The organism is Erwinia sp. 009765445, assembly GCF_058137865.1.
The window spans coordinates 1-529 of the sequence record NZ_JBYUWC010000072.1; the positions used below are offsets into that span (position 1 = coordinate 1).

1 protein-coding gene is annotated in these 529 nt (G+C 52.9%); it reads right to left on the minus strand.

The window, feature by feature from the left end; all coding sequences use genetic code 11:
* Positions 1–529 (minus strand): putative PEP-binding protein (locus AC3Y5R_RS24285; protein WP_489923431.1); only part of this gene is annotated, 529 nt, incomplete at both ends.

Below are 529 nucleotides of genomic sequence, written 5' to 3' on the forward strand. Positions count from 1 at the left end.
GATAATCAACGGGTTTATCACCGCCAATGTCCATAGTGCGCACAATAATGCTGCGTCCGTTGGCAGACTCCAGCGCCTGACAAAAAATGTTGTACAGCTCGCTTTCACCCGGTGCACTGGTGCGATCCATATAGAGCATTTCAGTGCGGAACAAACCAACGCCTTCCGCACCATTGCCGAATGCGGCCTGCGCTTCCACGGAGTGAGCGATGTTAGCGGCAATTTCAATACGGATACCGTCAGCGGTACGGGCTTGTTGGGTCAGCCAGACACGCTGTTGCTCACGAAGGGCGTCCTGTACGCGGGCTTCTTGCTGATAATAACGAGCTACGGCTTCCCCTGGCTCAACCACAATCGCCCCAGCGTTGCCGTCGATATAAATCGTTTGATGCTGCCACGGAGTGAGGGCATCAATATCCACACCAACCAGTGTCGGAATGTTGAACGAACGGGCAAGAATTACGGTATGTGAGGTGGTGCCGCCACTTTTCAGTAACAGACCTTTGAGGTGATTTTTATCCAGTTCGAG